The organism is Yoonia sp. SDW83-1, from assembly GCF_046762885.1.
Taxonomy (GTDB): domain Bacteria; phylum Pseudomonadota; class Alphaproteobacteria; order Rhodobacterales; family Rhodobacteraceae; genus Yoonia.
Genome location: NZ_JBKQXO010000050.1, coordinates 1 through 862, shown reverse-complemented (window position 1 = coordinate 862; position 862 = coordinate 1). Strand labels below are relative to the sequence as shown.

At 57.9% G+C, this 862-nt stretch carries 1 pseudogene; it reads left to right on the top strand.

The window, feature by feature from the left end:
- Positions 1-862: pseudogene (locus tag ACFWW4_RS22685) on the top strand (transposase); the annotation flags it as partial.

The window sequence follows — 862 nt, the reverse complement described above, 5'->3', positions numbered from 1 at the left end:
GATCATGTTCCGCAAGATCATCTGCTGAGATCGATTGACCGGTTCGTGGACCTGGACGGCATTCGGCCCCATCTTGCAGACTTCTACAGCCACACCGGCCGTCCGTCTATCGACCCCGAGCTGTTGGTTCGCATGCTGCTGGTGGGGTACTGCTTCGGCATACGATCAGAACGACGATTGTGTGAAGAGGTGCATTTGAACCTCGCATATCGCTGGTTTTGCCGTCTCGATCTGAACGACCGAGTGCCGGATCACTCAACGTTTTCCAAGAACCGTCACGGGCGCTTTCGCGAGAGCGAACTGCTGCGCCATCTGTTTGAGACTACCGTTGCGAGATACATCACTGAAGGTCTAGTGAGCGGCCAACGCATGGCAATTGATGCTAGCCTGATCGAGGCGGATGCCAACAAGCAGAACTCGACACCGAAGGCAGAGTGGGACGCGGCAAGCATCGACCCAGCTGATGCACCCCGTGCCATGCGCGAGCATCTCGACACGTTGGATGAGGCGGCATTTGGTGCTGCCAGCGAGGTACAGCCCAAGTTCACCTCGCATTCTGACCCGGCCAGTCAATGGACAGCGGCCCGCAAGGGTGAGCCATTGGAACGCCATTGGTCCGAGAGACAATGGCGAACGCGTTCTTCAGCTATTCCAACAATTACCTGATCGACACAGACCATGGCGTGATTGTCGACGTCGAAGCGACCCGGTCCATCCGGCAGGCTGAGGTTGGATCGACCAAGACTATGCTGAGGCGCGTGAAGGCGAAGTTCGATCTGCATCCAGAACGGCTAATCGCCGATACGGCCTACGGAACCGGGCCACTGCTGGGCTGGTTGGTCGATCGTCAGATCGCGCCGCA